The following is a 23951-nucleotide window of genomic DNA, read 5'->3' on the forward strand; positions in this document are numbered from 1 at the left end:
AGCTAGAGATCTCCCGCAAAAGGCAGGCGTTGCATGGCGTCCGAGGTCATCCACTCGCGCAGGCGGTGGGTGGCCAGGACGTCGTCCTCGTTGTACTCCAGCAACCGCTGCCGCTGAGCCACGTCGAGCTCGTCGCCCTCGTTCAGCCCCACCGCGGCCCGGTACCAGCGCATCGAGTTCTCGCCACCGGCCTCGGGGTCGCGCCACGAGAACCCGGCGACCGGCGCGATGACCTTCAGGCCCTTGCCGTGCGCGCACAGGAACTGCTCGCGAACGATGCCGAACAGGTCGACCCAGGCGTCCGACTCGATGAACTCCTTGATCTGCGCGACCTTCGGGATGCCGGGCTTGCCCGCGAACCGTTCCGCCGACGCCAGCAGCCAGCGGTTCTCCGCCAGCTCGTTGTAGCAGTAGGCGCGGAACGAGAGCCCGCGCGCCTTGGCGCGCAGGCGAATCCCGGTCAGCCAGGTCCAGAACTCGGCGAACGAACGGGCCTCGTCGTCGCACGGCAGCGCGTCCCACGTGACGAACGCGCGGTAGCCCTGCGGTTCGTCGATGTCCTTTCCGGACAGCAGACAGCCCCACATGTACGCGCCGAGGTCGCCGAAGCTCTCCATGTCGACGTCGACCTCGACGTCCGCGCGCGGCACGTTCATCTCGGGCACTCGGCGCACCAGCGTGAGGTCGCGCAGCCACGCCCGCGCGAGCACCACGGCGTCGCCGAACGGCATGCCGACGAGCTGGATCGGGCCCTCGGCCGCGGGGTCGAGCTCGGCCAGCTTGTCCACAGTGGACAGACCGATCTTCCGCAACGCCACCGCGTCCTCGCCGCGCACGACGAGGCTGACGTCGCGGCCCTGCTTGAGATCGCTGTCGCAGGTGGGCCACCACGGGCAGGTCTTGCAGTCGACGATCCGCGACGGCCGCGCCAGCGGTTCCTTCTGGTTCGCCGCCGCCAGCGCCACCGAGAGCCGGTCGCTGAACCGCGCGTCGTACTCGGCCAGCGCGTTGCGGCCGCCCGGCCAGGTCGGCGCCTCCAGGTCGTGCCACAGCACCACGTCGGCGTCCATGCCGATCACGCCGCCGGTGGCCCTGCCGTTGCGCGCGTACCCGGCGGCCTGGAGCTGCCGTTGCGCGTGGGCCAGCCGGAGCTGGTCGCGGGGCTGGGGGCGGACCTTGCGGTGCGGGTCCGTGCGGCTGCCGTCGGGCAACGGGATGCTCAACGGCGAGGTCTTCGCGCCCTGACCGGGGTCGGTGATCTTGTGCCGGACGACCAGCACCGGCACGTACCCCGTGGAGTCCTTGACCAGCAGGTCGATTCCGCCCCGCCGGCCACCGCGCGGATCACGGGGCAGCGCGGCACCCCAGATGTACGGCGTGCCCATCTCCATCGCCGCGAGCGTCACCCGTTCGCGGTCGGCCGTGCGCACGTCCGGTCCGCTCGGCACCTCGAAGAGATTCGAGCCGACAATTCTGCCGAGCGCGTCCGCCACCGCACGACGGTGGTTCGTCGCGTCCGCTTTCCGTTGCTCCGAAGCCGGATCCGGCGCCGCCTTGGGAGCGTCGCGCATCTCCGGATCGTTTTCGAGGTGCACCCGCCGCCGACAACGAGTGACCACGCCGGCGTCTAGCTGCACCTGGGAAGTCACAGGATGCAGGGTATGTCGCGCGCCTACCTGATGTGTCAGCAACCTGGGCAGTAAGTTTCACGTGACGGAGGAGGAGTACCCGAATGGCGCGCAAAGCGAAGTCCGGCTTCACGCCCGGCCGAGCGAAGAACCTGGTCGGCATCGCGAAGGTGGTCGGCCCCGCCCTCATTCCGGTGCTGGCCCCGGTGATCGTGCGCGGAGCTGGGGTTTTGAGCGAGCAGTACGACCGCTATCGCGCCCGCCGGCTCGGCATCGACGTCGCCGACATCGGCAGGTACTCGGGCTACGGCGCTCGCCTGCACGCGCGAATTGTCGGCTTTTCGGAGTCGTTGGAGACATTGCGGACCGCAGATTCCGATTGGGTTTCGAAGACCGAGGCGCGGCTGTCCCAGTTGCTCGCGGCGGTTCGTGCTTCCGAACGCATGCCGACGGCCCGGCGCAAAGCAGCCCACCGGGCCGTCGGGACTGATCTGGACGTGTTGGAGCAGGAACTGCTCAGGCGTTTGAACGTTCGCTGACGTTCGGCACCTTGCCGGTCACCTCGGCCACGGCTTTGACCGCCGCCTCCTCGACCACCTGACCGGGGTCGAGGTGCGCGGTGACCTCCTCCATCACCTCGGCCACGCGTTCCTCGCGCCGGATCATCGGGTCCGACCGCAGGTCCTTGGCCAAGGAAACGCAGAGACCGACCATCACGACCATGAACGGCAGCGCCGCGATGATCGTCAGGTTCTGCAACCCTGTCAGCGCATCAGAGCCGCCTACCAACAACATGACCGCGGCGACGGCACCGGTCGTCACGCCCCAGAAGATCACCACGGGCCTGGTCGGCTTGATGGTGCCCTCCTGCGAGAGCGTTCCCATCACGATCGACGCCGCGTCCGCGCCGGACACGAAGAAGATCGCGACCAGGATCATCACGACGACGCCGGCGACGGCGGCGAGCGGGAACTGGTCCAGCAGCGAGAAGAGCTGCGACTCCGGCGTCGACTGACCGGCGAGATCAACGCCGTTGCGCTGCTCGAAGATCGCCGTGCCGCCGAGGATCGCGAACCACACCAGCGAGACGGCGGACGGCACCAGGATCACGCCGGCGACGAACTGCTTGATCGTGCGGCCGCGTGAGATGCGGGCGATGAACATGCCGACGAACGGCGTCCACGAGATCCACCAGGCCCAGTAGAAGATCGTCCAGCCGGACAGCCACGTCTCGGTCGCGTCGCCACCGGACGCGGCGGTGCGGCCGGCCATCGTGGCGAGCTCGCGGAAGTAGTCGCCCAGAGCGGTGGGCAGCAGGTTCAGGATGAAGATCGTCGGGCCGACCACGAACAGGAACAGCGCGAGCGTCACGGCCAGCACCATGTTGATGTTCGACAGCCACTGGATGCCCTTGGAGACACCCGAGACGGCGGACGCGACGAACGCGACGGTCAGGATCGCGATGATCGCGACCAGCACGCCCTTGCCGACCTGCCCGGCCCACCCGGCCGCCTCCAGCCCGCTCCCGATCTGCAGGGCGCCGAGACCGAGGGAGGCGGCCGAGCCGAAGAGGGTCGCGAAGATCGCCATGACGTCGATGGCGCGACCCCAGCCTGAGGCGGCGCGCTTGCCGAGCAGCGGCGCGAACGCCGAGCTGATCAGCGACGAACGGCCGCGGCGGAAGCTCGAGTAGGCGATCGCGATGCCGACGATGGCGTAGATGGCCCACGGGTGGAGCGTCCAGTGGAAGAGCGTGGTGGCCATCGCCGTTTCCAGCGGGTCACCGTCGGTGCCGGGCGGCGGCTTCACGAAGTGCGTCAGCGGCTCGTTGACGCCGTAGAACATCAGGCCGATGCCCATGCCGGCGCTGAACATCATCGCGACCCAGGACACGGTCTTGAACTCGGGTTTCTCGTCGTCCTGCCCGAGCGGGATCTTCCCGTAACGGCTGAAGGCGAGCCACAGCGCGAACACCACGAAACCAGTGGCGGAGAGCACAAAAGCCCAACCCAGATGCTGGATGATCCAGCCGAGCGCGGCCTTCGAAGCCGACGCCAACGAGTCTGTACCGACGATCCCCCAGGTCACGAACGCAAGCGTGAGACCTGCGGCAACGCCGAAAACAACCCGGTCGGTACGTCCCGGCTTGTCGCATTGAACGGTCATGCGGGCGTGAATACCCGCTCGTAGACCCGGTCAAACTCCTCCGATTACCCTCAAGTCCTGTGAGCACCCGGTCGAGTGAGTTGCGCACCCTGCGCGGTGCCGCACTTGCGCTGACCTCTGCCGCGCTCACGATCACCGCTCACGGCGTGGGCGGCGGCGAGCTGTCGGAGTTCATCCACGCGCTGCCGCTGGTGGTGCTGATCGCGTTCGCCGCGGCGTCACTCGCCGACAAGCGCACCGGGAAGCTCTCGGTCATCGCCGGGCTCGGCACGGCCCAGCTCGCCCAGCACCTGCTGCTGACCTGGGTCAACCACGAGCACACGAACACGCTGACGTGGCAGATGGTCGTGGCGCACCTCGTCGCCGCGACGCTCACCGGCATTCTGCTGTTCCACGCGGAGAACGCCCTGTTCAGGCTGTTCGCCGCGGTCCGCCGCCTGATCCCCCGCAGGCTCGCGCCGCTGCCGGTCACCGTGCCGGCGCGGACGTTCACCGGCACGCCGTACGTCCGGACCGCGCACCACCTGGACCTCGTGCGGGCAAATCGGCGGCGCGGCCCACCCATCGGCTCCTGATCATCCGTATCCCCTTGCAAGCCCCCTTTGGCATCAGGAGCCACAACTTCATGTCGACAAATCGCTTTGGCGTGCGCACGCTCGCCGTTCTCGCCGTTGCCGGACTCGCCGTGCTCGGCATCCCGACCATCGCCTCGGCGCACGTCAGCGCCCAGCCCGCCGAGTTCACCCAGGGCGGCCGGGCCACGTTCGCGTTCCGCGTCCCGAACGAGCGGGACAACGCCGGCACCACCAAGATCGAGGTGACGCTGCCGCAGGACACGCCGCTCACCTCGGTGCGCACCAAGCCGCTCGCCGGGTGGAAGGCCGAGGTCGTCAAGGGCAAGCTCGACAAGCCCGTGACGGTCGCCGGCAAGGAGATCACCGAGGCGTTCAAGACCATCACCTGGACCGCAGAGCCCGGCGTGAAGATCAACGTCAACGAGTACCAGGAGTTCTTCGTCGCCATCGGCACGCTGCCGGAGGGCAAGGACAAGCTGGAGCTCCCGACGAAGCAGACCTACGAGAACGGCGAGGTCGTCGACTGGGCGCAGGCCACCGGCGCGGACGGCAAGGAGCCGGAGCACCCGGCGCCCGCGCTGAAGCTCGCCCCCAAGGCCGCAGGCGCCGACGACCACGGCCACGGCGCGTCCAACGCCTCGTCCACCGGTACCGACACGCACGAGGCGTCCGCGGCGGGCACCGACAACACCGCCCGCTACCTCGGCGGTGCCGGTCTCGCCATCGGCGCGCTCGGCCTGGGCTTCGGCGTCGGCGCCATCCTGCGTTCGCGGCGCAAGGCATGAAGCGCGCTCTGATCGCGTTCCTGTTCGCTGGTGCGGCCGTGCTCGCCACGGCCGCCCCCGCGGCGGCGCACAACGCGCTCATCGGCAGCGACCCGAAGGACAAGACCTCGCTGGAGGTCGGTCCGGAGATGGTCACGCTGACGTTCGACCAGGACGTGCAGGGCGGCCAGGGGATCAACGAGATCACCGTGGTCGACTCCACCGGCGGCCACTACGAGGTCGACGGTGACCCGACGATCAAGGACACCGCCGTCTCCGCCAGGGTCAACGCCCTCGGCAAGGCCGGCGAGTACAAGATCGGCTACCGCATCCTGTCGGCGGACGGCCACCCCGTGTCGGGTGAGCTGACGTTCACGCTGACCAAGGACGGCACCGGCACGCCCACCGCGCCGGTGAGCGCCGAGGCACCCAGCGACTCCGGCGGCGGCCTGCCCATCTGGGTGTGGATCGTCGGCGCGGTCGTGCTGCTGGGCGGCGGTGTGTTCTTCGCCCTGCGCGGCGGCGGGGACGCGAAGGCATGAGCGACGTCCGGACCGCCGCCCCCACCCACTACCGAGTGCTCGCCGGACTGCTGTTCGGCGCGTTCGGTGGCATCGCGCTCGGCCTCGTGCTGGCACCACCTGTCGTGGTCGCCGGGGTCGTGGACGCTGGGGCGGCGGTCCGGTACGGGCTCCCCGTCACGCGAGTCCTGCTCGACGTCTCGGCGACGATCGTCGTCGGGCTCTCGATCCTGCCGAAGCTGCTCGGCTTCGACCGGCCGACGCACACCGAACCGGTCATGCGGCTGGCCCGCCCCGCCGCGGTCATCGCCGCCGCCGTCTGGGTGGCTGCGGCGCTCACCGCGATCGTGCTCCAGGCCGCCGAACTGCGGCCCGGCAGCAACGTCAGCATCGGCAACGCGATCGACTACATCGCGAACGTCGGCGCGGGCAAGGGCCTGCTGTTCAGCGCGGCCTGCGCGTTCGTCTACCTGATCGTCGGCGTGATGGCCGTGCGCAGCGGTGAGTCCGTACCCGCTGAGCTGCGGATTCTCGTCTCGATGTTCGGACTGCTGCCGATCCCGGTGACCGGGCACGCCTCCAACTGGAAGTACCACGACTACTCGATGGTCTCCATGGAGCTGCACGTGCTGGGCGCGGCCGCGTGGACCGGCGGGCTCGGTGCGTTGATGGCGTTGGTCGCCTACCGCAAGGGACTGCTGGCGATCGCGCTGCCGCGGTTCTCGAAGATCGCCACGGTCAGCCTGGTCGTCGTCGCGGTGACCGGCCTGTTCAACGGGTTGCTGGAGCTGATCCTCAACCCCGTCGTGCCGTTCCCGCAGTCGCTCTTCACCACCGGCTACGGCCTGTTGTTCCTCGGCAAGTTCGTGTGCGCGGGCCTGATCGCACTGCTCGGCGCGCACGTCCGGTGGCGGCTGCTGCCGAAGATCGCCCAGCACAAGGTCACCGCGATCGTGCAGTGGGCGATCCTCGAGGTGACGATCATGGGTGTCGCGTTCGGACTCGCCGTGGTGCTCAGCCGGGCGCCGGTGAGCTGACGCCCGTCGCCACCCTGACCAGGTCCGCGACGGCCCGTGACCTGCTGTGCGGCGGCCACGCGATCACCGTCGTGACCTTGGGTGCGTCCACGACCGGCACCGCGACCAGGCCTTCGGGCAACCCCGCGCGCACGACTTCGGGCATGACCGCGGCGGCACGTCCGAGCGCGATCATCTGGAACAGCTGCGTCAGGTTGTGCACCTCCACGCCGGGACCGTCCTCGTAGCTGCCGTCGGGTTCCGGCCAGCGGGCGAGGTCCGGCAGGTCGGCCATCCGCACCCGCACCTCCACGGCCAGCGGGTGCGAGGCCGGCAGGATCGCGTACTGGCTCTCGCTGTGCAGGGCCTCGACGTCGAGGCCGGCCGTCGAGTCGAACGGCTCGTGCAGGATCGCGACGTCGGCCCGTCCGTCGAGCAGCGGTTGCCAGGTGTGCGCCTCGCACAGCAGCAGGTCGACGGCGACCGCACCGGGTTCGGCCGCGTAGGCGTCGAGCAGCTTGGCCAGCAGTTCGCCGGAACCACCTGCCTTGGCGGCCAGCACCAGCGACGGCCGTTCGACGGTGCGGGTGCGCCTCTCCGCCGCGGTGACAGCGCCGAGGATCGCCCTCCCCTCAGCCAGCAGCACGGCGCCCGCGTCGGTGAGCGAGACCTTGCGACTGGTGCGGGTCAGCAACGCGACGCCGAGCCGGTGTTCGAGCTGGGCGATCGTCCGCGACAACGGCGGCTGGGCGATGCCGAGGCGGTCGGCGGCACGGCCGAAGTGCAGTTCCTCGGCGACCGCGACGAAGTACCGAAGCTCCCGGGTCTCCACCCCGCCACGGTATCCATACCGCGCGGGTATCGCTGCCGCACCGAAGTGATGTTGGTCCCGCAGGCGTTCGCGACCACGATCAAATGCATGAGCGAACAGACGATCGCGCTGGTCACGGGCGCGAACAAGGGCATCGGGTACGAGATCGCGGCAGGGCTCGGCATGACCGTCGGAGTCGGTGCGAGGGACCCTCGGCGCGGCGAGGAAGCCACCGCGAAGCTTCAGGCGGCGGGCGTGGACGCGTTCTTCGTGCCGCTGGACGTGACCGACGACGAGAGCGTCGTCGCCGCGGCGAGGCTGGTCGAGGAGCGGTTCGGCCGTCTCGACGTGCTGGTGAACAACGCGGCGATCGCCGGAGGGTGGCCGGACGCGCCGTCGACCGCCACGCCGGAAGGCATCAGGGCGGTGGTGGAGACCAACGTGATCGGCGTCGTCCGGGTCACCAACGCGATGCTGCCGCTGCTGAACCGGTCGCCGAGGCCGCGCATCGTGAACCTGTCGAGCCACGTGGCGTCACTGACGTTGCAGAGCACGCAGGACCTGGGCGGGGTCAGCGGGACCTACTCGCCGTCGAAGACGTTCCTGAACGCCATCACCGTCCAGTACGCCAAGGAACTGGAGAACATCAAGGTCAACGGCGCGTGCCCCGGTTACGTGGCGACCGACCTCAACGGTTTCCAGGGGAGGGACACACCCGCGGAAGGCGCCAGGATCGCGATCAGGCTGGCGAAGTTGCCTGACGACGGCCCGACCGGCGGTCTGTTCGACCACGCCGGGCCTGTGCCCTGGTGAGGGCTGTCGGGATGTTCAACGTGAAACATCCACAGAATCGGCCGGACTCGGTGAGTGGTCCGATCGGCGCGACGAGCTGCGCACGAACGGACTAATCAGTGATCAGTCGAGCCGAAGATTCTTCGCGCATGCGGGCCAGTCGGTTCATCGTCCGCTGACCGCGACGGTCCAGCTCACGACTGTCGATCCAGCCGTTGGCGTAGTAGCGGTAGTCCTGAGCCAACGCCACGAGCTCGGCGAGGTAGTCGGCGGATCGTCGCCGGCGCTCCTCGTCAAAACCCGCCAACAGCGGTAGCTGGGTGTCCACCACCTCGTCGAGCAACTGCGCGGATCGCAGCGCTCTCCTGGAACGCCACCTCCGAGTAAGGCTCACGCGCCGCACCTCGTCCTTCGCCCCGACCTGCCGCACCTTAGGCGTGGATTTCTCGCCCGTCGATGCTGCATTCGTGGGAGAAGGCGCTGGCGTTACCGGTTCGTGTCCCACACCATCCAATCGTGGTGCTATGGGGCCCAAACGAGTTCGCAGGTCAGGCGGCCGATTCGGTGCCCGTGAAGCGTGCGACGCGGTCCGCGAGCTCGCGGGCCTCGGGGTTGTTGCGGCGCTTGTCGGCTTCCTGGCGAAGCGGTTCCATGCGCTGCTTGGTGCGCACCGACTTCAGGCTTTCCGACAGGTCAACGGCCTGGCGGCCGATCTTGGCGCCGTGGTCGACGTCGCCCTCGAGCAGGTGGTTGATCGCCATCGACGTCAGGTTGAACGACCGGCTGCGAGCCATGTCGTCACCGAAGCTGTTGATGGCCTTGGACAGCGCGGGGATCGCGGTCCTCGTGTACTTGACGTCCACCGTCTGCGCGAGCTCCGTGTGCACCGTGCCGATCATCGACGAGAGGTCGATCTCGTTGAAGAACTTGGCCCAGGCGGGGGCCTCGACGACGTTCGCGCGGGAGAACTCGTCGCGTGCGCGGCCGAGCAGCTTCAGCGCCTGCTCGTCGGAGCCCATCTTCGCGTAGGCCCAGGCCTCGTTCGCGCAGAGAATGCCCACCGCGAGCTCGGAACCGGAGTTCTGCGCGGCCAACTGGCCGAGCTGGAACACCTTGAGCGCGTCGTCAGGGGCGTTCTGGTGCAAGTACACCCGGCCCATGCGGTACAGGATGTTCGCCATCAGCGCCTCGTTCTCGCCCTGCTTGGCGAGGTCGAGCGCCTGACCGAAGTGGTTGCGGGCGGAATCCATCAGGCCCGTGTCGAACGACGTCCAGCCGGCGAGGTTGTGCAGGTCCGCCAGTGCGACGAAGAGTCGCTGGCGGACGATGTCGGTCGAACTCGCACCGAGCATCTGCTGTCCCCAGGACAGCTGCGCGACCACCGCGTCACGACAGGAACCGCCGCCGTACTGGTAGTCCAGGGCACGCAACGCGCGAGTGGCCGCTTCGACCTGGCGCACATCGGTCATGCCGATGCGTCCCGGAGCCGGAGTCTGTGTGGGGTGTGAAACCCACGACCCGGAGTCCGCTCCGAACACGGCCGCGCCCACTGTCACGGCGGCGGCGTGCGCGAGGAACTTCCGACGCTTCACCGACTCGTCCTCCTCAGGATGGGGTGAGTCCGCGGTTGCGGCCACCCGTACTGCCGTTGTCTCGTCATAGGCGAGACCCATGTATCCACGTGGGACACCCAAGCCCACGGCGATCCTGGTCAGGACGTCATATGCCATCACCTGGCGTCCCTTGAGGATCTCCGAGACCTCGGACTGCGACTGCCCAGTGAGCGCCGCGATCTGGCGCTGGGACACACCGTGCCTTCGGAGCAGCCGGTAGACCGAGCTGATCTCTCGTCGGGCAAGTGCGTCCCGCATCTCCTGGTTGTCCCACACCTCGGTGGGGATAGGAGAGCCCTGGGAACTCATGGTGTTCATCGCGCACCCTCACAGTCCGTTGGGCGTCATCGGCAGACTAGGGGCAGGTCCCCGAGCCCGAGAAGTCCTCTTCGGCGGAGCTGATCGGCTCTACCGAACACCGCTTACCGCTCACCGTAAGACTTCCACCGGTGGGCGCTGTGACGTCCCGTTCCGGCATGAATCATCGCAATCTAGATTCCGGTAAGCGAGTGAGCACGGAGAGGAATGACCAATCAGATGGACAGCTCCTCCTCGTACTCCACCTCCATTGTGGAGACGGGTGACACCGACTCCACATGGCGCGGCACGACCGGGCAGCGTCGGACGTGGCAGATCAGCTGCGGCGACGTGGTCGACCGGGACCGCCAGCTCACCGTGAAGGTCGTCCAGGGCCAAGTGGTTCTGGTGGGACCTCCCGGGGAGACGGCAGTCTTGTCCCACGACCAGCTCGTACAGCTCAGGGCTGCGCTACGCGAAGCCGCCGACCAGGCGGAAAGGTGACGGTGACGTTTCGATGGACGCGATCCTCGGACAGGTTCTTCGCAACGCTGTGTGGGAACGCCTCGACCTGCTCACAGAGCTGGCGAGCCGCGCTGACGCCCCGTCCCTCCTGTCGGTGGCTCGATCCGAGCTCCCTCGGCTGACCGAGGGATGGCGTGCTCTGCTGGCAGCGCACGAGCCGGACGAGAAGGGCAACTGCCCTGAGTGCTCCGGCCGTTGGCGCCAGCAGAAGTCACCTTGCTCGGTGTGGCGCGCCGCGTACGAACACCTGGTTGCGGGCGGACTCGCCCCGCGCCCGGCTCGCCACCTGCGCGAGGCCCCGGTGACTCCTCCTGTCACCCGGTCCCGCCGCGCGGTGGCTCGAGCCCACTAACGGGCGTTTGCGACTGACCTGGCGTCCCCCCGACACGACCAGGTCTGCAAACCGCCTACTGACCGGTGGTCCGCGATGTGCGAACCCCCGACCGCGACATCGCGGGCCCCGGTCAGCTTTACAACTCCACAGATTCCCGCGGGCCGGTGACGTGCACACACCCTTCCCCGACCGTTGTCGGCCCGCGGTCACCAACCACGGCCCTTGTCTGCACCTCCCGCGCAGGCAAGGGCCGTTTTCATGCGGTTCTAGCGGTGCGTGCCCGTCTTCCAAGCCAGGTACGAGGTCAGTCCGGGGAACAGCCGGCCGGAGATCTCGAACGCCTTGAGCTGCCACGGGAACAGGTGCTCGGCACGTTCCTTCTCCACGGCCGCCACGATCTCCTTGGCCACCCGGTCCGGCGTCACCGACGGGATCGCGAGACGTGCGATCGCCGGGATCCGTTCCTCGGCACCGGGGTTGTTGTTGAAGTACTCGCTGCTCACCTTGCCGGGGATGACCTCGCTGACCCCCACACCGGTCCCCCGCAGGTCGAGGCGCAACGACGCCGTCAACCCGCGCAACGCCCACCGCGACGACTGGTAGCCCACGCAGCCCGGAATCGGCAGCCGTGACACCGGCGAGTTCACGTTGACGATCCAGCCGGACCCCCGCGCCCGCATGGCACCCAGGTATTCCCTGGTCAGGAGCAGGGCGGCCAGGTACGGAACGGCGGTCATGGTCTGCAGCTCGTCGGGTTCGGTGTCGTCGAGGAACAGCCAGCGGCCCACGCCCGCGTTGTTGACCAGCACATCAGGCGTGGGAACGGCCTCGGCGAGCGCGCGGATCTGCGCGCTGTCCGCGAGATCGGCCTGATGAGCGGTCGCCGAGCCGCCGAACTCGATGATCCGCTTGACCTGTTGATCGAGCAGTTCGGCGCTCCGGGCCACAAGGTGGACGTGCGCGCCGCGGCCGGCGAACCGGAACGCCGCCTCCGCGCCGATTCCCTGGGACGCGCCCGTGACCAGAACCGTCTTGCCCGAGACCTGCATCAGACCACCGATCGCACTCGACTCATCAACACCGCGGCCAGCGACGTCGCCGCCGCCGACACCGCGAACAGACCTCGGTAGCCACCCAGGTTCGCCAGGATCATCGCAGTCAGCAACGGGGCGATGACCTGCGGCAACGCGTTGGCGACGTTCAGCACGCCCAGGTCCTTGGCCCGGTCGGACGCCGCCGGCAGCACCTGGGTGAGCAGCGCGATCGCGACGGCCCAGTACGTGCCGAAGCCGACGCCGAGCAGCGGCGCGGCGACCAGCGCGGCCTCCCACGTGGGAAAAGCGACCAGCAGCAGTGCCGCGATGGCCATGACGACGGCCGCGAGGTAGACGTACGGCTTCCGGTGGCCGGAACGATCACTCCGTGCGCCGAACAGCACCGCTCCTGCGGCGAGCGCCACCCCGTAGAGCGCCATCAGCACCAGCAGACCGTCTTCCGGGGACGGGTGGTGGACGACGTCGCCGAGGAAGTAGAGGAGGTAGAGGGTGCCGAACGCGTTGCCGAGGTTGATCATCAGGTGGCCGAGCCACGCCCAGGCGAAGTCGGGGTGCTCGCGCGGGGAGATCCAGAACGTCGGCTTCACCGGCTTGGCGATGAGCTGCGTGTCCGGTGTGCGCCACACGAAGAGGATGGCGCCCACCACCACGATGAACGCGCACGCCAGGTAGCCGTTCGTCAGTCCGCTGACCAGCAACGTCACCACGACCGCGCCCAGCACCGTGCCGAGCATCTGGCTGATGCCGATGAGCCCGCCGACCTGCGCCCGTTGCACGACGGGCACGCGGTCCGGCACCGCCGAGGTCAGCGCGGCGAGCATGCCGCCGATCCCCGCCTGCACCAGACACCAGCCCACGGTCATGACGAACACCGACGGCGCGTTGGCCAGCACGGCCAGACCGACGGCACCGAGAGCAGCACCGGCCAACGTCCACGGATGACGACGACCGAACCGTGAGGTCGTGCGGTCGCTCAAGAACCCGATGAGCGGCACGACCAGCAACGACACCAGCGCGCCGACACCGGTGACGATGCCGAAGACGAACTCCTTGTTCGCCTTGTCGAGCAGCTCGGCCTGCTGCGGCAACAGCACCTGGATCGGTGCGTAGATCGCGAGCCACAGTCCGAGGTTCGCCGCGAAGAGCCAGGCCATCCAGCCTCTGCGAACCGGGACCACCGGTTCGGCGAGCGCCTCACTCACCTCTGATCACCCCGCGGTACCAGTGGAACGAGTCGCGCGGCGTGCGGACCTGCGTCTCGAAGTCGACCTCGACCAGGCCGAACCGCTGCGAGTACCCGGCCTCCCACTCGAAGTTGTCGATCAGCGACCACACGAAGTACCCGGACACGTCCGCCGCCTGGGCCGCCTTGAGGTGCCCGTCGAGGTAGGCGACCCGGTCGGCGTCCTGAAGCCCGGCCGGGAAGCTGCACCCGCTCTCGGTCACGTGCACCGGCGGCAGGTTCGGGTGGCGCTCGCGTAGCGTCGTGATCATCTCGGTCAGCCCGGACGGCACGATCGGCCAGCCGAAACCGGTCCGGTCGTACTCGTCGATCTCCGCCAGTTCGAACGGCAGCGGGTTGCCCTCGGACGGCGACTTCAGCCGCGTCGGGTTGTAGTAGTTCACGCCGTAGAAGTCGAGCGGCTGGTTGATCGTGCGCAGGTCACCGTCCTGAACGGGCAGCATTTCGGCGACTGCGTCGGGATATCGGCCCGACAGCATCGGATCTGCGTACAACCAGTTGTGGATTTCGCTGTAAGCCTCGGCAGCTGCTACGTCGTCGGGCCCCACGGGCCACGCCGGCGTGTGGTTGTTCGCCGTGCCAACCGCTTGCGCACCCGCCGAACGGAGCACTTCGACCGCACGGCCGTGCGCGAGGTTGAGGTGGTGGGCGGTCGGCAACGCGTCGAAGAGCAGCGTCTTGCCAGGAGCGTGCTCACCGATCGCATAGCCCTGCAACGTCACCATCGCGGGTTCGTTGACCGGGATCCACAGCTTCACGCGGTCGGCCAGCCGGTCCGCGACCAGTGCCGTGTAGTCGGCGAACCGGTCGGCGATGTCCCGATTGAGCCAACCGCCCTCGTCTTCCAGAGCCGTGGGGGTGTCCCAGTGGTACAACGTCACCACTGGGGCGATACCGACGTCGACGAGCGCGTCGACCAGACGGTCGTAGAAGTCGAGTCCCTCGGCGTTGACAGGTCCTTTGCCGGTGGGCTGGATGCGCGGCCACGCGATCGAGAACCGATACGCGTTCACGCCGAGCTGCGTCATGAGCGCAACGTCCTCGCGCCACCGGTGGTAGTGGTCGCACGCAACGGAAGCGTTCTGGTTCTCGTGTACCGGAGAGAAGTCGTCCCACACGGAGGGACCCCGACCGCCGGCATCGAACGCGCCCTCGATCTGGAACGCGGACGTCGACACTCCCCACAGGAAGTCGCTCATCGATCCTCCAAATGTGAAACTTGTTCGGATCGTAGGCGTGTTGACAGGTTCAGGGAAGTGAAAGCGCCGTACAACGGGCAAGATGGAAGTACCCGAACTACTGGGAGTCGCCGTGACGAGCACCACCCCGCTTCGCCGCCAGCCCGTCCAGCAGCGCAGCGCCAAAAGAGTCGAGCGGATGCTCGAAGCCTGCGCCACCCTGATCGACGAGGTGGGCTACGACGGCGTCACCACGACGCTGATCGCGGAGAGAGCGGGCGTAGCAGTCGGTTCGCTCTACCAGTTCTTCCCCGACAAGCGCGCCGTCGTGCAGGCACTGACCCTGCGCAACGTCGACAAGTTCTCCCAGGGCATCACCGAACGACTCGAGCAGGCGACCCTCGAGCACTGGTGGGACGCCGTGGACACGGTGTTCGACGTCTACGTGACGATGCACCGCGAGATCCCCGCGTTCGGGAAGCTGCACTTCGGCGACGTCGTGGACATGCGACTGCTGGACGACCGCCGCGACAACAACGCCGTCATCTCCGACAAGATCTCGGAGCTGATCGCCGGCAAGTTCAGCATCCCGTTCGGCGAGGTCGGCCTGCCGATCGCGATCGCCGTCGAGGCCGCGGACGCCGTGCTGAAGATGGCCTTCCGCAACAACCCGACGGGCGACCAGGCGATCCTCATCGAGGCGAAGGCGCTGGTCAGGGGCTACCTGTCGTCGCGCCTGCCCGCCTAGACCTAGCCGAAGTTCCTGCGCTCCCCGCGGTACGTGGGCACGGTGCGTTCGATGCCGTCGCCGCGCACCAGGTGCACCTCGTCGAACCGCTCGAACAGCTCGCCCGCCTTGGCGTGCCGCATCCAGACCCGGTCCCCGATCTTCAACAGCTCAGCGGCCTTCCCGGTGACCGGCGTCTGCACCTCGCCGGCACCTTCGAGGCCGAGCGTCTTCAACCCTTCCGGCAGGTAGGGCGACGGCTGCCGGTCGGGCGTGGCCGTACCGGACGCGATGTACCCGCCGGCGAACAACGTCGCGACCCGCTTGGTCGGCTTGCGCACCACCGACAACGCGAAGAGCGCCGACGGCTCCGGCTTGAAGGCCTGATACCCGTCGAACAAGGTAGGCCCGAACAACCCGGACCCGGCCGCGAGCTCCGTGACGGACGGATCGGTCCCGGTCAACTCCAGACTCCCGGTACCGCCACCGTTGACGAACTCCAGCTCGGCAACCTGCCGAACCGCGTTGACCACAGCCGTCCGCCGAGCGATCAACTCGGGCCCGGACTTCGACTGGATGAACCGAATCCCGAGCGCCCGCAACGGCTGCCCGGGCGGGTTGTCCCCGAGCCCGGCGATCTGCCCTTCGTAAGCCATGATCCCGACGAGCTTGAACCCGCTGCGCCGCACGATCTTCGCGGCCACCGCCCCGGCCTGCGCCGGAGTGAACACCGGCGACCGCCGAACTCCGATGTGGACCCCAGGCAGAGGCCGCCACGACACGTCCAACTCAAGACACACCCGAATGTCCGCGTGCGGCCCGATGGCCGAATCCACGAAATCGAGCGACTCCACCGAGTCCACCATGATCGTGACCCGCTGCCGAGCAGTCTCGTTGGCCGCCAGCTTCTGCAACGAAGCCCGATCCGCAGTCGGATAGGCGACCAGCAGGTCGTCACTGACGTTCTGCTCCGACAACCACAACGCCTCGGCCAGCGAGTAGCACATGACCCCGGCGAACCCAGGCCGCTCAAGCACCCGACTCACCAAATCACGCACGCGAATCGACTTGCTCGCCACCCGGATCGGATGACCGCCAGCGCGACGCGCGAGGTCCGCCGCGTTGTGGTCGAAGGCGTCCAGGTCGACGATCGCGAACGGAGGATCCAAATCCTTCGTCGCGGCATCGAGGCGAGTTCTGCGCATGCTCTGACGGTACGTCCTCAACCCTTGAAACGTGAAGAGCTTTCACTTACGTTACTCGCAGGTCACACTCTCTCGTGGAGGTTCGCGTGTGGACGAACTGGGCTAAAACGGCGTCGTGCTCAGCGCGCATCGTCCACCCGTCCAGCACAGACGAGATCGCCAACGCGATCCTCTCGGGCTCCAAAGTCCGAGCCCGAGGCAGCGGCCACTCGTTCAACGACATCGCCGTGGCCTCAGAAATCGCCCTGGACCTGGACCGCTGGACCGGCATCACCAGAGCAGACACCGAAACGGGCCTGGTGACAGTCCGCTCCGGCACCCCGCTCCGCCAGTTCAACGCAGACCTGCACCGCCTGGGCCTCGCCATGCCCAACCTGGGCGACATCGACGCCCAAACCGTCGCAGGCGCAGTCTCCACCTCAACCCACGGCACAGGCGCAAAACTGGGCGTGCTCGCCACAGCGATCCACTCGCTGGAACTGATCCTGGCCGACGGCTCCGTCGTCCAGTGCTCCCGAACCGAACGCCCAGACCTCTTCAACGCGGCCCGCGTAGGCCTAGGCGCCCTGGGCATCATCAGCACCCTGACCCTGCAGTGCGTACCGGCGTTCGTCCTCCAGGCCCAAGAATCCCCAGGCCACCTCGACGCCGTGCTGGAACAGTTCGACGACCTCTGCGCAGTAGAGGACCACGTCGAGTTCCACTGGTTCACCCACTCGGACCGCGTGATCCTCAAGCGCAACAACAGGATCACCACCGAGGCCCGCCCACTCTCCAAACTCCGCCAGACCTGGGAGTACGAGGTGATGGAAAACGCCGCCTTCGGCGCCGTCACCAAGATCGCAAAGACCTTCCCCCGCCACACCCAACGCCTGAACGAACTCTGTGGCGCCCTCATCTCCGAACGGTCCTATTCGGACTACTCGCACAACGTCTTCGTAACCCCACGCCGAGTCCGCTTCGTGGAGACCGAGTTCTCGATCCCCCGAGAAACCCTGACCGACGTCCTACGAGAACTCCGTGCAGTGGCCCAAAAACTGGACGCGGCCGACCACCTGATCGTCCCCTGCGAGGTGCGCGTGGCCCAGGCAGACGACATCTGGCTGTCCACAGCAAACGGCCGGGACACCGCCTACATCTCAATGCACCAAGCACTGGGCATGCAGTACAAGGCGTTCTTCGACGCGTACGCAAGCATCGCGGCATCGGTAGGCGGCCGCCCGCACTGGGGCAAGATGCACAACCTCACAGCAGACGACCTACGCCCGCTGTACCCACACTTCGACGACTTCGTACGGGTACGAGACGAAGTCGATCCAGGCAGGACGTTCACCAACGCCTACCTGGACCGAGTGCTAGGCGCCTGACCAAACGCGAAGCCGAAGGCGAGCCCTCCTGAGCGCGAGCTCCCGGTGATGGGACCCCACCGCCAACGCAACCACCAACGCAACAGACAGCCGCCCAACACAAACAGGCGTGCCATCAACCCGCTCGCAGCGCTTACCCCCTGATCAGATTGCCGGGGTCTGGGGCAGAGCCCCAGGGGAAGCACGCAACAGCCAGCCGCCAACGCAACAGAACCCACCTACAGAACGGCGCGAACCGCCTCAGCGATCGGCGTCTCGCCGTTCACCAACTCCAGCGTCTTGCCCACCGTGCCAGGAGCTTCGATCAACTCCGCCAGCACAGCAGCAACATCAGCCCGAGTGACCGGAGACCGAGGCAACCGAGGCGCCCCAAGCGTGACCAGCCCAGTACCCGGATCGTTCACCAACGGCCCAGGCCGAAGGATCGTCCAATCCAGATCCCGCGGCTTCAGATCCTCCTCAGCCAACTTCTTGGCCTTCAGATACACCGCAAACGAAGGATCAACGTCAGGCGAGTCAGCAGCCTCAATCCCAACCGTCGACACCTGAACGAACCGCCGCACCCCAGCCTCCACACAAGCAGAAGCGAAGAGCGCAGCGGCCCCGTAATCCACGGTGTCCTTCCGGGCGGCACCAGATCCAGCGCCAGCACCAGCGGCGAACACAGCCGCATCAGCACCGTTCAAATACGAGGCAACCGAGTCCAACTCAGCGGACTCCAGGTCGCACAACACCGGAACGGCTCCGGCTTCCTGCACATCACCAAAATGATCGGGGTTCCGGACCAACGCGGTGGCGGCGTGACCACGGGCGGCCAGCTGCTGCTCGAGAAGCAGCGCGATCTGCCCATGTCCGCCGGCTATGACTACTCGCATAGGTCCGACCGTAGATCAGGACGCGGTAGCGAGCACCTGCTCGTAAACAAGCTCGTTGACCCAACGCGTGATGGCGGTGTCCTCGGCAGGAACCAGCTCCTGACGCCCGGACACGTCAACCGACAGGTCCTTCTCGTCATCGGCCAGCAGCACCGAGACGCCGTACCGACGAACCCGAGGCAAGCAGTTCGCCAGGTAGTCGTGCGAGAACGCAACCGACTCGGGCAGCACGACCGCAGCGTTGCCGTACCGGGCGAAGGGCACAGCGGACGCGAGCGCGGTACGCCAGTGCCGAGCAACGGCCAGCACACCGACGATGCGCACGGCGGCCGGCGGGACGCGGCCTTCCATCTCCGGCCACACCCACGTGGAGACGGTGGTCTTGTCGGCCTCGGGGGCCGCGCCGACGCAGACGCGTTCGGCGTGGGCGTCGGCCAGGAGCTCGGCCACCACGACGACCTTGCGGCCCATCAGAACCATTTCCGGGAGAACGACTCCGTGCCAGCCGAGGCGGATCGCCGCAGCGGCTGCCAACTCCTCGACGGACGCGGGCAGTTCCGGAACCGGGACCGGGGTGGTCGACAGACCGTTCGAGCTGTCGAGCGCCGCGATCCTTGCTGGGGTGCTGCTCACGCCAGTGCCTCCTCGTCACCCGCGGCGGGAGATCCGCCGCGTTTCGACTCGTGCTCTGCATAAGAATTAGCAGCAAGCCCACGGCCCGCCCCCAGGTCAGCGCACCCCCTGCGATCGACGGCGCCGACCGGTCGGTGACCGGTCGAAGAGTGGTGCGGGGAGTTCGGTCCTACGGTGCTGCCGTCTGGGTGACGTTAATCCGTATGGACGCACAAAAAGACCTGCTCAGGGTGTGTGCGTCAGGCGTAGCGGGAAAAATCCGCCCAGCGGTACCGGTCACCGTCCGCCGACCGTTCACCGCTCCAGAACGACCACCTACATGATGATCACTGTCTTGCCGCGGCTGTGACCTGCGAAAACATCGGCGGCCTCGCGCAACGGCACGCGCCGGGAGATCGGTACTTCGAGGTCGCCCGCCTGGACCATGGACGCCAGGCGCACCAACGTCTCCCGCGAGCCCTTCATGCTGAAGTTCTGCGCCTTGTCAGCGGAAACGAAGTTGGTGTTGAACGCCAACGGCGCGTAGCGCGCGTTCGCCTCGAACGACGAACGGTCGGCGCTGACGAGGTCGATCAGAGCGTCGGCCTCCACGAGAGAGTCGCCACGACCGATCGGGATCACCTTCTTGCCGGCCGCCCGCGCGATCTGGACCGCGAACGACCCGGCACCGCCGGAAGCACCGACGATCAACACGGATTCCGCGGCCCCGAGCGACTCGACCAACTGCAATGCCGTCATGCCCGCCGTCGGCAATGCGGCGGCGACCGCGGGATCGAGGTCTTCCGGCAACGGCGCCAACACGTTCCCGACCGGAACTGTGACGTACTCGGCGTATGTTCCCTCGCCGACCGGGCGCCGGAAGAAGGTGCCGAAAATCCTCTCTCCAGAACCGACTACCTCACCCGCACCATCAGTTCCGGGAACGAGCGGGAAGCGATGAGGAGCCGAGTCGCGGAGCATCCCGTTCACGACTTTCCGGTCGAACGGGTTGACGCTCGCCGCGAACAACCGCACCTTGAGTTCGTTCGGGCCCGCTTCAGGCTCGGGAACCTCGACGAGGTCCAGTTCCGCGCCGAACTCGGCTGCCGCTATCGCCCACATGCTGGCCCCCGAACGAGTGACAGACATCACCTGTTGGATCAAGGAATCCGATACTGCCGATCAACGAAAGAACCCCCCTCGCGATTCCGCGAGGGGGGTTCGATCTATCTTTCGATGGGCAAGGGGGGAGTTGAACCCCCACGTCCTTTCGGACACACGGACCTGAACCGTGCGCGTCTGCCATTCCGCCACTTGCCCCTGGAGACGTTGGAAACACTAGCACGCACCCAAACCAGCTTCCTAATCGCCCCCCTGTAAGCGCGGTCGTACCCGGATACGATCGGGGTGGGAGCCCGTCCGCGTGGAAGGAGTCGACATGGGCCTGCAACGCTTCGAGCGCAAGCTCGAAGGTCTCGTCGGCAACACCTTCGCGCGGGTGTTCGGCGGCAGCGTGGTGCCCCAAGAGGTGGCACAGGCACTGCAACGGGAGGGTGACGGCAACATCCGCGAGCTCGCGGGTGGCAGACTGCTAGCCCCCAACCACTACAAGGTGCTCCTCGGACCTCAGGACCACGAACGTCTTGCGGGCGACGAGCAGGATGAACTACGCATCACACAGCTTCTCGCAGAGGGCCTGCGAGAGCACCTGGCCGAGTCCGGATGGGATACCTATGGTGACGTCGTAGTCTCCCTGGAGCGCTCCGAGGCGCTGCACACCGGACAGTTCCGAACCAGCTCGTCCGTCGACCCCGACGTGAAAGCGGCCAGCCGACGGTCAGCACAACCTCGCACCGCAGGAGACCGACCCATGAGCCAGCCACCCGGCTACGGACAAGGACAGGGCCAGCCCGGCCAGGACCCTTATGGTCAGGGCGGCTACGGCCAGCAGGGCTACGACCAGCAGGGCTACGGCCAGCAGCAGCAACAGGGCTACGGCCAGGACCAGGGCTACGGCCAGCAGCAAGGCGGCGGCTACGGCCAGGACCAGGGCTATGGCCAGCAGCAGGGCTACGGCCAGCAGGGCTACGACCAGGGATATGGCGGCGGCCAGCAGGGCGGCGGCTACGACCAGGGTTACGGCCAGCAGCAGCAGGGCTACGACCAGGGTTACGGCGGTGGCCAGCAGCAGGGCTACGGCCAGGACCAGGGTTACGGCCAGCAGCAGGGCTACGGCCAGCAGGGCTACGACCAGGGTTACGGCGGCGGCCAGCAGGGCGGCGGCTACGACCAGGGTTACGGCCAGCAGCAGGGCGGCGGTTACGACCAGGGTTACGGCCAGCAAGGTGGCTACGACCAGGGCTACAACCAGGGCGGATACGCCCCGCCGGCCACCCAGGGCGGCAACCGTCAGCTCAACGCGACGCTGCACCTCGACGACGGATCCAACCGGACGTACAACCTGAAGCAGGGTGGAAACGTCGTAGGACGTGGGCAGGAAGCCGACTTCCGCCTCCCGGACACGGGTGTCTCCAGGCGCCACCTGGAAATCTCCTGGGACGGGCAGAATGCGATGCTCGCTGATCTCGGTTCGACGAACGGCACCACGGTGAACGGGACGCCAGTGCAGACTTGGCAGCTCGCGGAAGGCGACGTCGTCCGCATCGGCCACTCTTCTCTGGTCTTCCGCACCGCGGGCTAGTGGTCGATACGGGCATCGGTAAGCAACTCAAGGCAGGAGCGGTTACAACCGGTGCAAGAGCTGGTGATGCAGCTGACCAGAGCGGGCTTTCTCGTGCTCCTCTGGCTCTTTGTGCTGGCCGCCCTACGTGTGGTCCGCTCTGATCTATACGCAGCCTCAGGGCTCCGGGCGTCAGGTCTGCCCGGATTCCGGAGGTCCGAGAAGTCGGCGAGGGGAAGCAAGGCACCTCGGCAACTCGTGGTCACCCACGGGGCGCTGACGGGCACGCGCATCTCGCTCGACGGCAGGCCGATCCTGATCGGCCGCGCTGATGACTCCACTCTCGTCCTGGACGACGACTTCGCGTCGACCAGGCACGCGCGGCTGTCCATGCGCGGTACCGACTGGTACGTGGAGGACCTCGGCTCCACGAACGGCACCTACCTGGACCGAGCCAAGGTCACCGCACCCCTGCGCGTACCTCTCGGCACCCCGATCCGCATTGGCAAAACGGTGATCGAGCTGCGCTCATGACCTTGGTTCTTCGATACGCGGCCCGCAGCGACAGGGGCCTGGTTCGTTCCAACAACCAGGACTCCGTGTACGCGGGCCCCCGCCTGCTCGCAGTCGCCGACGGCATGGGTGGCCACGCCGCCGGTGAGGTCGCGAGCAAGGTGGTCATCGCCTCGCTGGCCCACGTCGACGACGACGAGCCCGGCGACGACCTCCTCGGCAAGCTGCGCGACGCGGTCGCGAGTGGCAACGGCGCCATCTCCGAGCTCGTGACGAGCGACCCGGACCTGGAGGGCATGGGCACCACGCTCACGGCCATCCTGTTCGCGGGCAACCGTCTCGGGCTCGTGCACATCGGCGACTCGCGCGCGTACCTCCTGAGGGAGGGTTCCTTCGCGCAGATCACGCACGACGACACGTTCGTCCAGTCGTTGATCGACGAGGGCCGGATCACGCCGGACGAAGCCGCCACGCACCCGCAACGCTCGTTGCTGCTGCGCGCCCTCACGGGACACGACTTCGAGCCGAGCCTCACGGTGCGCGAGGCGCGCGCCGGCGACCGGTTCCTGCTCTGCTCGGACGGTCTGTCCGGGGTCGTGAGCCTGGAGACGCTCGACGAGGCGATCCGCATCCCCGACCCGCAGGCCTGCGCGGACCGGATGATCGAACTGGCGCTCAAGGGCGGCGGTCCCGACAACGTCACGGTGATCGTGGCGGACGTCGAGGACGTCGACTTCGGCGACAACTACCCGATCGTCGGTGGCGCGGCCGGTGACGGCAGCGACGACCACAACACTCCCCCGGACTCGGCGGCCTCGCGGGCGGCGACGCTCACGCAGCAGCGTCCGCCCATGCCGCAGCGCATGGACGCACCGCCGCCTCCTCCGCCGGACCCCAAGCGCAAGAAGCGCAACGCCATCAAGGCGTTCGCGATCGTCTTCGTGCTGGTGCTGCTCGCGGCGGTCGTCGCGGTCGGCGGCAAGCTGTGGATCAACACCCAGTACTACGTCGGCGCCACCGAGGACGGCCAGGTCGCGATCTTCCGCGGTCTCAACGGCTCGGTGCTCGGCTTCAAGCTGTCGTCCAAGATCGAGGACTCGTGCCCGCCCGGTTCCACGGGCTGCACCCCGATCACGCTGAAGGACCTGCAGGAAGCCGGCCGCAAGACGATCACCGCGGGCATCCGCAGCGACAACGGCCTCGACGGCGCGCGCGCCGCGGTCCGGTTGCTGCGCACCGAGCACATGCTGCCGCTGTGCAAGGACACGTCATCGACGTCGACGACCACTCCGTCGACGCCTTCGACGACGCCGTCCACCCCCAGCAGCACGCCGTCCGGCACCGGCACCCCGTCCGCCAACGGTTCGGGTGCGCCGCAGACCGGTACCAGCGAGCCTTCACTCACCCCGTCCCAGCAGCAGGTCGGTGTGGAATGCCGGGAGGGTCCGTAGTTG

General features: G+C 67.6%; 25 protein-coding genes and 1 tRNA gene. 13 read left to right on the forward strand and 13 right to left on the reverse strand.

Annotation, left to right across the window (positions count from 1 at the left end):
* Positions 1–2: 2 nt before the first annotated feature.
* The gene (locus tag JNUCC0626_RS33155) at positions 3–1649 is read right to left on the reverse strand and encodes a TM0106 family RecB-like putative nuclease (protein ID WP_394614694.1); all 1647 of its coding nucleotides are present in this window, start codon (positions 1647–1649) and stop codon (positions 3–5) included.
* An 83-nt stretch (positions 1650–1732) separates the two neighbouring features.
* On the opposite strand from JNUCC0626_RS33155, the gene JNUCC0626_RS33160 reads away from it, so the two are divergent.
* Positions 1733–2167 (forward strand): DUF6474 family protein, encoded by a 435-nt coding sequence (locus tag JNUCC0626_RS33160; RefSeq protein ID WP_394614695.1) that lies wholly within the window; start codon positions 1733–1735, stop codon positions 2165–2167.
* On the opposite strand, the gene JNUCC0626_RS33165 is transcribed toward JNUCC0626_RS33160, so the two are convergent.
* Positions 2145–3794: a BCCT family transporter gene (locus JNUCC0626_RS33165; protein ID WP_394614696.1), complete on the reverse strand. Its 1650-nt coding sequence runs from the start codon at positions 3792–3794 to the stop codon at positions 2145–2147. The genes JNUCC0626_RS33160 and JNUCC0626_RS33165 overlap by 23 nt on opposite strands.
* Before the next feature lie 59 nt (positions 3795–3853).
* Here JNUCC0626_RS33165 and JNUCC0626_RS33170 point away from each other — a divergent pair, with 59 nt between their 5' ends.
* Genes JNUCC0626_RS33170 through JNUCC0626_RS33185 form a run of 4 tightly spaced genes read left to right on the forward strand, consistent with a single transcriptional unit; the run spans position 3854 to position 6691 of the window.
* On the forward strand, positions 3854–4369 hold the full coding sequence (locus JNUCC0626_RS33170) for a hypothetical protein (protein ID WP_394614697.1): 516 nt from the start codon (positions 3854–3856) through the stop codon (positions 4367–4369).
* Between the two features lie 50 nt (positions 4370–4419).
* On the forward strand, positions 4420–5154 hold the full coding sequence (locus JNUCC0626_RS33175; RefSeq protein ID WP_394614698.1) for a YcnI family copper-binding membrane protein: 735 nt from the start codon (positions 4420–4422) through the stop codon (positions 5152–5154).
* The gene (locus JNUCC0626_RS33180; protein WP_394614699.1) at positions 5151–5675 is read left to right on the forward strand and encodes a copper resistance CopC family protein; all 525 of its coding nucleotides are present in this window, start codon (positions 5151–5153) and stop codon (positions 5673–5675) included. The genes JNUCC0626_RS33175 and JNUCC0626_RS33180 overlap by 4 nt, the downstream gene beginning before the upstream one ends.
* Positions 5672–6691, forward strand: coding sequence for a copper resistance D family protein (locus JNUCC0626_RS33185; RefSeq protein WP_394614700.1), 1020 nt, complete (start codon positions 5672–5674; stop codon positions 6689–6691). Before JNUCC0626_RS33180 ends, JNUCC0626_RS33185 begins: the two co-directional genes overlap by 4 nt.
* Here the strand turns inward: JNUCC0626_RS33185 and JNUCC0626_RS33190 are convergent.
* A complete protein-coding gene (locus tag JNUCC0626_RS33190) occupies positions 6669–7502 on the reverse strand; it encodes a LysR family transcriptional regulator (protein ID WP_394614701.1) in 834 nt (277 codons plus the stop codon). The two genes, JNUCC0626_RS33185 and JNUCC0626_RS33190, sit on opposite strands and share 23 nt — an antisense overlap.
* An 87-nt stretch (positions 7503–7589) precedes the next feature.
* Between JNUCC0626_RS33190 and JNUCC0626_RS33195 the strand changes: the two genes are divergently transcribed.
* Entirely contained in the window at positions 7590–8294 is a 705-nt protein-coding gene (locus JNUCC0626_RS33195) for an SDR family oxidoreductase (RefSeq protein ID WP_394614702.1), read from the forward strand.
* A 91-nt stretch (positions 8295–8385) separates the two neighbouring features.
* Here JNUCC0626_RS33195 and JNUCC0626_RS33200 read toward each other — a convergent pair whose 3' ends face one another.
* Both JNUCC0626_RS33200 and JNUCC0626_RS33205 read right to left on the reverse strand, forming a co-directional pair.
* The gene (locus JNUCC0626_RS33200; protein ID WP_093596166.1) at positions 8386–8667 is read right to left on the reverse strand and encodes a hypothetical protein; all 282 of its coding nucleotides are present in this window, start codon (positions 8665–8667) and stop codon (positions 8386–8388) included.
* A 154-nt stretch (positions 8668–8821) separates the two neighbouring features.
* On the reverse strand, positions 8822–10204 hold the full coding sequence (locus JNUCC0626_RS33205; RefSeq protein WP_355298057.1) for a helix-turn-helix transcriptional regulator: 1383 nt from the start codon (positions 10202–10204) through the stop codon (positions 8822–8824).
* Between the two features lie 207 nt (positions 10205–10411).
* Here JNUCC0626_RS33205 and JNUCC0626_RS33210 point away from each other — a divergent pair, with 207 nt between their 5' ends.
* A complete protein-coding gene (locus tag JNUCC0626_RS33210) occupies positions 10412–10687 on the forward strand; it encodes a hypothetical protein (RefSeq protein ID WP_229905106.1) in 276 nt (91 codons plus the stop codon).
* 13 nt (positions 10688–10700) lie between these two features.
* Positions 10701–11060, forward strand: a complete 360-nt coding sequence (locus tag JNUCC0626_RS33215; protein ID WP_030480258.1) for a hypothetical protein — start codon at positions 10701–10703, stop codon at positions 11058–11060.
* 248 nt (positions 11061–11308) lie between these two features.
* Here JNUCC0626_RS33215 and JNUCC0626_RS33220 read toward each other — a convergent pair whose 3' ends face one another.
* Genes JNUCC0626_RS33220 through JNUCC0626_RS33230 form a run of 3 tightly spaced genes read right to left on the reverse strand, consistent with a single transcriptional unit; the run spans position 11309 to position 14539 of the window.
* Complete coding sequence (locus tag JNUCC0626_RS33220; protein ID WP_394614703.1) at positions 11309–12091, reverse strand: SDR family NAD(P)-dependent oxidoreductase; 783 nt, start codon at positions 12089–12091, stop codon at positions 11309–11311.
* Positions 12091–13251, reverse strand: a complete 1161-nt coding sequence (locus JNUCC0626_RS33225) for an MFS transporter (protein WP_394622151.1) — start codon at positions 13249–13251, stop codon at positions 12091–12093. The genes JNUCC0626_RS33220 and JNUCC0626_RS33225 overlap by 1 nt, the downstream gene beginning before the upstream one ends.
* A 40-nt stretch (positions 13252–13291) precedes the next feature.
* The gene (locus tag JNUCC0626_RS33230) at positions 13292–14539 is read right to left on the reverse strand and encodes a GH1 family beta-glucosidase (protein ID WP_394614704.1); all 1248 of its coding nucleotides are present in this window, start codon (positions 14537–14539) and stop codon (positions 13292–13294) included.
* 82 nt (positions 14540–14621) lie between these two features.
* Between JNUCC0626_RS33230 and JNUCC0626_RS33235 the strand changes: the two genes are divergently transcribed.
* Entirely contained in the window at positions 14622–15266 is a 645-nt protein-coding gene (locus tag JNUCC0626_RS33235; RefSeq protein WP_394614705.1) for a TetR family transcriptional regulator, read from the forward strand.
* A gap of 2 nt (positions 15267–15268) precedes the next feature.
* On the opposite strand, the gene JNUCC0626_RS33240 is transcribed toward JNUCC0626_RS33235, so the two are convergent.
* Positions 15269–16450 carry an amino acid deaminase/aldolase gene (locus JNUCC0626_RS33240; RefSeq protein WP_394614706.1) on the reverse strand — a complete coding sequence of 394 codons (1182 nt, stop codon included), beginning with the start codon at positions 16448–16450 and terminating at the stop codon, positions 15269–15271.
* An 86-nt stretch (positions 16451–16536) separates the two neighbouring features.
* On the opposite strand from JNUCC0626_RS33240, the gene JNUCC0626_RS33245 reads away from it, so the two are divergent.
* Positions 16537–17817, forward strand: a complete 1281-nt coding sequence (locus tag JNUCC0626_RS33245; protein WP_394614707.1) for a D-arabinono-1,4-lactone oxidase — start codon at positions 16537–16539, stop codon at positions 17815–17817.
* Positions 17818–18035: 218 nt separating this feature from the next.
* Here JNUCC0626_RS33245 and JNUCC0626_RS33250 read toward each other — a convergent pair whose 3' ends face one another.
* The 4 genes from JNUCC0626_RS33250 to JNUCC0626_RS33265 form a co-directional block, all read right to left on the reverse strand.
* On the reverse strand, positions 18036–18692 hold the full coding sequence (locus tag JNUCC0626_RS33250; RefSeq protein WP_394614708.1) for an NAD(P)H-binding protein: 657 nt from the start codon (positions 18690–18692) through the stop codon (positions 18036–18038).
* Positions 18693–18707: 15 nt separating this feature from the next.
* Positions 18708–19325, reverse strand: coding sequence for a hypothetical protein (locus JNUCC0626_RS33255; protein WP_285636433.1), 618 nt, complete (start codon positions 19323–19325; stop codon positions 18708–18710).
* Positions 19326–19640: 315 nt separating this feature from the next.
* On the reverse strand, positions 19641–20453 hold the full coding sequence (locus JNUCC0626_RS33260) for an NADP-dependent oxidoreductase (RefSeq protein WP_394614709.1): 813 nt from the start codon (positions 20451–20453) through the stop codon (positions 19641–19643).
* Between the two features lie 88 nt (positions 20454–20541).
* Positions 20542–20624 (reverse strand) — tRNA-Leu (locus tag JNUCC0626_RS33265).
* 118 nt (positions 20625–20742) lie between these two features.
* Between JNUCC0626_RS33265 and JNUCC0626_RS33270 the strand changes: the two genes are divergently transcribed.
* From JNUCC0626_RS33270 to JNUCC0626_RS33280, 3 genes are read left to right on the forward strand one after another with little or no spacing between them, the layout of a single operon-like run.
* A complete protein-coding gene (locus JNUCC0626_RS33270; RefSeq protein WP_394614710.1) occupies positions 20743–22005 on the forward strand; it encodes a DUF3662 and FHA domain-containing protein in 1263 nt (420 codons plus the stop codon).
* 51 nt (positions 22006–22056) lie between these two features.
* Positions 22057–22518 (forward strand): FHA domain-containing protein FhaB/FipA, encoded by a 462-nt coding sequence (locus JNUCC0626_RS33275; RefSeq protein ID WP_030480247.1) that lies wholly within the window; start codon positions 22057–22059, stop codon positions 22516–22518.
* Positions 22515–23948 (forward strand): PP2C family protein-serine/threonine phosphatase, encoded by a 1434-nt coding sequence (locus JNUCC0626_RS33280; RefSeq protein WP_394614711.1) that lies wholly within the window; start codon positions 22515–22517, stop codon positions 23946–23948. Before JNUCC0626_RS33275 ends, JNUCC0626_RS33280 begins: the two co-directional genes overlap by 4 nt.
* Positions 23949–23951: the final 3 nt, after the last annotated feature.

Origin of the sequence: Lentzea sp. JNUCC 0626, from assembly GCF_043632865.1 — a bacterium.
In the GTDB taxonomy this organism is placed as follows: domain Bacteria; phylum Actinomycetota; class Actinomycetes; order Mycobacteriales; family Pseudonocardiaceae; genus Lentzea.

Coding starts and splice junctions, on each gene's coding strand:
- JNUCC0626_RS33260 (WP_394614709.1), bottom strand. CDS start 20,453: ATGTCTGTCACTCGTTCGGGGGCCAGCATGTGGGCGATAGCGGCAGCC.
- JNUCC0626_RS33210 (WP_229905106.1), top strand. CDS start 10,412: ATGACCAATCAGATGGACAGCTCCTCCTCGTACTCCACCTCCATTGTG.
- JNUCC0626_RS33225 (WP_394622151.1), bottom strand. CDS start 13,251: ATGGCCTGGCTCTTCGCGGCGAACCTCGGACTGTGGCTCGCGATCTAC.
- JNUCC0626_RS33250 (WP_394614708.1), bottom strand. CDS start 18,692: ATGCGAGTAGTCATAGCCGGCGGACATGGGCAGATCGCGCTGCTTCTC.
- JNUCC0626_RS33280 (WP_394614711.1), top strand. CDS start 22,515: ATGACCTTGGTTCTTCGATACGCGGCCCGCAGCGACAGGGGCCTGGTT.
- JNUCC0626_RS33160 (WP_394614695.1), top strand. CDS start 1,733: ATGGCGCGCAAAGCGAAGTCCGGCTTCACGCCCGGCCGAGCGAAGAAC.
- JNUCC0626_RS33235 (WP_394614705.1), top strand. CDS start 14,622: ATGGAAGTACCCGAACTACTGGGAGTCGCCGTGACGAGCACCACCCCG.
- JNUCC0626_RS33230 (WP_394614704.1), bottom strand. CDS start 14,539: ATGAGCGACTTCCTGTGGGGAGTGTCGACGTCCGCGTTCCAGATCGAG.
- JNUCC0626_RS33195 (WP_394614702.1), top strand. CDS start 7,590: ATGAGCGAACAGACGATCGCGCTGGTCACGGGCGCGAACAAGGGCATC.
- JNUCC0626_RS33215 (WP_030480258.1), top strand. CDS start 10,701: ATGGACGCGATCCTCGGACAGGTTCTTCGCAACGCTGTGTGGGAACGC.
- JNUCC0626_RS33185 (WP_394614700.1), top strand. CDS start 5,672: ATGAGCGACGTCCGGACCGCCGCCCCCACCCACTACCGAGTGCTCGCC.
- JNUCC0626_RS33270 (WP_394614710.1), top strand. CDS start 20,743: ATGGGCCTGCAACGCTTCGAGCGCAAGCTCGAAGGTCTCGTCGGCAAC.
- JNUCC0626_RS33165 (WP_394614696.1), bottom strand. CDS start 3,794: ATGACCGTTCAATGCGACAAGCCGGGACGTACCGACCGGGTTGTTTTC.
- JNUCC0626_RS33180 (WP_394614699.1), top strand. CDS start 5,151: ATGAAGCGCGCTCTGATCGCGTTCCTGTTCGCTGGTGCGGCCGTGCTC.
- JNUCC0626_RS33205 (WP_355298057.1), bottom strand. CDS start 10,204: ATGAACACCATGAGTTCCCAGGGCTCTCCTATCCCCACCGAGGTGTGG.
- JNUCC0626_RS33175 (WP_394614698.1), top strand. CDS start 4,420: ATGTCGACAAATCGCTTTGGCGTGCGCACGCTCGCCGTTCTCGCCGTT.
- JNUCC0626_RS33220 (WP_394614703.1), bottom strand. CDS start 12,091: ATGCAGGTCTCGGGCAAGACGGTTCTGGTCACGGGCGCGTCCCAGGGA.
- JNUCC0626_RS33240 (WP_394614706.1), bottom strand. CDS start 16,450: ATGCGCAGAACTCGCCTCGATGCCGCGACGAAGGATTTGGATCCTCCG.